General features: G+C 70.7%; 6 protein-coding genes. 3 read left to right on the top strand and 3 right to left on the bottom strand.

The features are described from left to right. Window positions 1–818: LysR substrate-binding domain-containing protein (locus tag D588_RS0118265; protein WP_017917002.1), on the bottom strand; the 818-nt coding region annotated here is incomplete at its 3' end. Between the two features lie 101 nt (window positions 819–919). Between D588_RS0118265 and D588_RS0118270 the strand changes: the two genes are divergently transcribed. The 3 genes from D588_RS0118270 to D588_RS0118280 are packed head-to-tail and all read left to right on the top strand — an operon-like array spanning window position 920 to window position 2,219. Then, window positions 920–1,270 carry a carboxymuconolactone decarboxylase family protein gene (locus D588_RS0118270; protein ID WP_017912218.1) on the top strand — a complete coding sequence of 117 codons (351 nt, stop codon included), beginning with the start codon at window positions 920–922 and terminating at the stop codon, window positions 1,268–1,270. Further along, complete coding sequence (locus tag D588_RS0118275; protein ID WP_017917003.1) at window positions 1,270–1,668, top strand: tautomerase family protein; 399 nt, start codon at window positions 1,270–1,272, stop codon at window positions 1,666–1,668. Before D588_RS0118270 ends, D588_RS0118275 begins: the two co-directional genes overlap by 1 nt. Next, entirely contained in the window at window positions 1,665–2,219 is a 555-nt protein-coding gene (locus D588_RS0118280; RefSeq protein ID WP_017917004.1) for a DUF4865 family protein, read from the top strand. Before D588_RS0118275 ends, D588_RS0118280 begins: the two co-directional genes overlap by 4 nt. 18 nt (window positions 2,220–2,237) lie before the next feature. Here D588_RS0118280 and D588_RS0118285 read toward each other — a convergent pair whose 3' ends face one another. Both D588_RS0118285 and D588_RS0118290 read right to left on the bottom strand, forming a co-directional pair. Next, window positions 2,238–3,245 (bottom strand): pyridoxamine 5'-phosphate oxidase family protein, encoded by a 1,008-nt coding sequence (locus D588_RS0118285; protein ID WP_017917005.1) that lies wholly within the window; start codon window positions 3,243–3,245, stop codon window positions 2,238–2,240. A 326-nt stretch (window positions 3,246–3,571) separates the two neighbouring features. Then, window positions 3,572–4,031, bottom strand: a 460-nt coding sequence (locus D588_RS0118290; protein ID WP_026143861.1) for a TonB-dependent receptor, incomplete at its 5' end; no start/stop codon positions are given.

Consider the following 4,031-nt stretch of genomic DNA (forward strand, 5'->3'; position numbering starts at 1 on the left):
ACCGCGCGATGCAGGCTCAGCCCTAACGCCGGCAACGCGGGCAGGCCGCCGGCGCCGGGCGCCAGCAAGGCCAGTCCGGCCGGCACCCCGGCCGGGGTGCGCAGGGTGATGCCCAATCCGGCGCGGACCGCCGCCCATACGCCGCCGAGGCTGGCGCTGGTGAAGGCGATGCGCCATGGGATGCCGGCGCGGTCCAGGGCGGTGGTCGCGGCCGTGCGCAGCAGGCAGGGGGCTTCCAGCATCACCAATGGCAATGGCGCCGCGCCGCTCCAGTCGGCCACGTCCGGCGCGCTGCGGTCGCCTGCGGCGATCCAGCGCAGCGGCCACGCCGCTTGCGCCTGCCGATGCGCCGAGGCTGCGCCGGAGTCCCAGGCCAGGGCCAGATCCAGTTGCCCGGCCTCCACCCGCGCCAGCAGTTCCTGGTGGCGGGCGATGCGCGCTTCGATCCGCACCTGCGGGTGGGCGCGGGCGAAACGCCCGAGCACGTCCGGCAGCATGTGCTCGCCGAAGTCCTCCTGCAGCCCCAGCCGCACCCAGCCCTGCAGCGCCGTGTCCTGCAGGGCCACGACCGCCTCATCGTTGAGCTCGAGCAGCCGCCGCGCGTAGCCCAGCAAGGCTTCGCCGGCCTCGGTCAGGGCCAGGCCGCGGCCCTGGCGGCGCAGCACCGGCTGCCCGGCCTGCTCCTCCAGCTTCTTCAGCTGTGCGCTGATCGCAGAGGTGGAGCGCCCGCGGCGCTCGGCCGCCTTGGCGAAGCTGCCCAACTCCACGCCGGCGACGAAGCTGCGCAGCGCGTCGAGGTCGAAGGTGGTGGGGCGCATCGGTCGATCCTGATTTACCGGACAGTTATTTCGATATTTTCCGATTTTTCGAAAGGTTGTGCGCGACTAGGCTGTGCCCGTTCCCCCTGCGAGACCTTCCGATGTCCGACCCATCCACGCCGTTTCCTTCCCCGCAGGCCGCGTTCGGCGACATCGCGCCGGCCTTCGCGCGCCTCACCGACGAGGTGCTGTTCGCCGAGGTGTGGCAGCGCCCCGGGCTGTCGCCGCGCGAGCGCAGCCTGGTCACGGTGGCGGCACTGGTGGCCCTGTCGCGACTGGAGCAGTTGCCGCTGCACCTGGCGCGCGCACTGGACAACGGTCTGGACCGCGACACCCTGGCCGAGGCCATCACCCACCTGGCGTTCTACGCCGGCTGGCCGTGTGCGGCGTCCGCGCTGCCGTTGCTGCGCACCGCTGCCGCGGCGCGGCCGGCCATGACGGAGCCGCGCTGATGCCGTACGCCCGTATCTCGCTGCTGCGCGGCCACGCGCCCGCCTACCTGCGTGCGCTGTCGGCCAGCCTTTACCAGGCGATGCACGACGCCTTCGAGGTGCCGGCCGGCGACTGCTTCCAGGTCATCCATCAGCACGACCCGGACGAACTGGTGTTCGACCGCCATTACCTGGGCGGGCCGCGCTCGGATCGTTTCGTGCTGATCGCCATCACCGCCGGCCGCGAACGCAGCGCTGCCTGCAAGCAGGCGTTCTATCTGCGTTTGGTCGAGCTGCTGGCGATCGCGCCTGGAATTCCGCCGGAGGACGTGATGGTCACCATCGTCACCACCGCGGCGCAGGACTGGTCGTTCGGCGGCGGCCGCGCTGGCATCACGGCCCGCGGAGTGCTGGCATGATCGCCATGCAATACAGCATCGCGTTGCCGGCGGACTACGACATGGCGATCATCCGCCGCCGCATCGCCGACAAAGGGCCGTTGCTCGACACGCTGCCGGGGTTGCAGTTCAAGGCCTACCTGGTCGCCGATCGCAGCGATCCGCTGCTGCCCGGCCGGCAGAACCTGTATGCGCCGTTCTATCTGTGGCGCGATGCGGCGGCGATGCACGCGTTCCTCGCCGGCCCCGCGTTCGCCGCGCTGTGCGAGGCCTTCGGACGCCCGACCGTGCAGGCGTGGATGGTCGGCACGGCGTGGACGTCCGCGGCGCTGCGCTCGGCGCGCTACGCCACCCGCGTGCTTCCGGCGCCAGTGCCAGCTTGCGGAAGCGAGATCGCCGACATGGACGTACCTGACGAACGCGTGCTGGCCACGGTGTGCGGCTACGAACCGCAGGGATGGACGCGGCTGCGTTTTCATCTGTGGCGCGATCTGCCGCCGGAAGACGCCGCCGCACACCGCTATGCCGTGCATCACCTCAGCGCGCCCGGCGTGACCGACGCCGCCGGATGAGCCGGTGGCGTTGGATGCTCAGTACATGTTCTTCTTGTAGTCGGCCTGCAGTCCTTTGCGCACCACGCCGGGCACCGAGACCGCCGCGCGCATCAGCGTGGCCTGGGCGCCACGCGCGCCGCTGAGCCGGACGTGGTCGCGGAAGATCGCCGGCGGGTCCAGGTCGTGTGCGATGGCGGCGGGCGGCCAACGGTCGAAACGACCGAGCGCGCGGCTGTGCGTCTCCTCCATGAGCGCCGGCAGCACCCGCACCGCCAGATGCGGAACGCGTCCATCGACGGCGAGCGCGTTGCGGATCGCCTCGTCGGTGCTGGGGCGGGCGAGCCCCTCGATGCACACGCAGCGCGCGCTGCCGGGGCGCAGTGCCAGCAGCGCGAGCTGCGGCCGCGCCAGCAGGTTGCCCAGGCTGTCGACGCGGCGATTGCCCGGCCGGTCGGCGAACCACCAGGCGTCGCGGTGGGCTTGCAGCAAGGCCCCGGCGCGATCGCCGCGCGGACTGACATCGACGCGGCCCTCGGCATCGGCGGTGGCCAGGATCAGCAGTCGGCAACTGGCGAGCAATCCTTCCGGCGTCTCCGGCGGCGTGGCGCTGGTCTGTGCCTCCGCGTGCCACCAGTCGGCGCGCAGCAGGGCCTTGGCGCAGTGCAGATAGCATTCCTCGACGGCAACGAACACGCGCGTGCCGTCGTCGCCGGCGATGCGGCCATTGATCCGCAGGGTTTCGCCTAATCCGGGCACCAGGAACAGCGAACCGAAGCCGGCGCCGACGTGCGCGTGAACCGTGTCCAATGCCTGCAGCGGGATCGACAGCAAATGCGGCGTATCGCCGCGCGCGAAGCCGGGTGCACCGCTGCCCGCACTCAATGCCAGGCGTTGGCCGGCGACGCCGGCGAACAGCAAGGGGCTGGCGGCCAGCCAGCGCAGCGCATGCGCGTCCAGGTGGTCGATCACCTTCAGGTCGCGCGGACCGGGCAGGCGGCCCACGCAATCCTGCAGCTGCGCCGCATCGGTGACGAAGTCGGTCATGGCGATGTCTCCCGGAAGCGGAAGACGCCGTGGTCGAGCGAAGCGGGAGAGATCATCGCAAAGCACTCCTGTGAACGAGCGGGAGGCTTGCGCGAAGGCTGGCGACGCCTGGAACCGTACCACAGCGCGGCGGACGCCGCGTCCGGCGACTTACGGTCGTCCTTGGCCAGGCAACACCGTGACAGGGCACCTCTCATCTCGCAGGGGACATGTCCAGATACAAGGAGCGGCTTCAGCCGCGACAGGGGCGTTCCCGGTGAAGCCCGTCGCGGCTGAAGCTGCGCCTGCGCAGCACGCTGTGGCGGATGCAGGTGATGCGAGGTGCCCTACAGCCGCAGTTCGAACCCGAGATAGGCCGAACGCCCGGGCGCTGGCGAGAACATCGCCTGATTGTTGCCACCCCAGAAGAAGCTGTCGTACCAGACGTAGGCGTAGCGAGCGTCGGTGAGGTTCTTGACCTGCAGGTCGAGGCTGGTGCGCGGACCGAGCTGATAGCGCAGGCTGGCATCGACCACGCGGAAGCCGCCGTACTTGCCCTGCGCATTGCGCTCGTCGATGTAGTAGTCGCCTTGCGCGCGCGCCTGCACGCCCAAGGTCCAGCGCGCATCGGGCCGGTAGTCGACGCCGGCGTTGCTGATGTAGCGCGGCACCGAGAACACCTCGCGGCCGCGCAGCGATTCGCCCGAGGCGTTGTAGGCGCTGACCACCTTGGCCTCCTGCAGCGCCTGCGACAGCCACAGCGTCCAGTGCTCGCCCAGTTGCGTGCTCAGTTGCAGGTCCACGCCC

The organism is Xanthomonas sp. SHU 308 (assembly GCF_000364645.1).
Lineage (GTDB): Bacteria > Pseudomonadota > Gammaproteobacteria > Xanthomonadales > Xanthomonadaceae > Xanthomonas_A > Xanthomonas_A sontii.

Bases quoted from the DNA above. Each gene is read 5' to 3' on its own strand.
- D588_RS0118270 (WP_017912218.1), top strand. From the start codon at position 920: ATGTCCGACCCATCCACGCCGTTTCCTTCCCCGCAGGCCGCGTTCGGC.
- D588_RS0118275 (WP_017917003.1), top strand. From the start codon at position 1,270: ATGCCGTACGCCCGTATCTCGCTGCTGCGCGGCCACGCGCCCGCCTAC.
- D588_RS0118280 (WP_017917004.1), top strand. From the start codon at position 1,665: ATGATCGCCATGCAATACAGCATCGCGTTGCCGGCGGACTACGACATG.
- D588_RS0118285 (WP_017917005.1), bottom strand. From the start codon at position 3,245: ATGACCGACTTCGTCACCGATGCGGCGCAGCTGCAGGATTGCGTGGGC.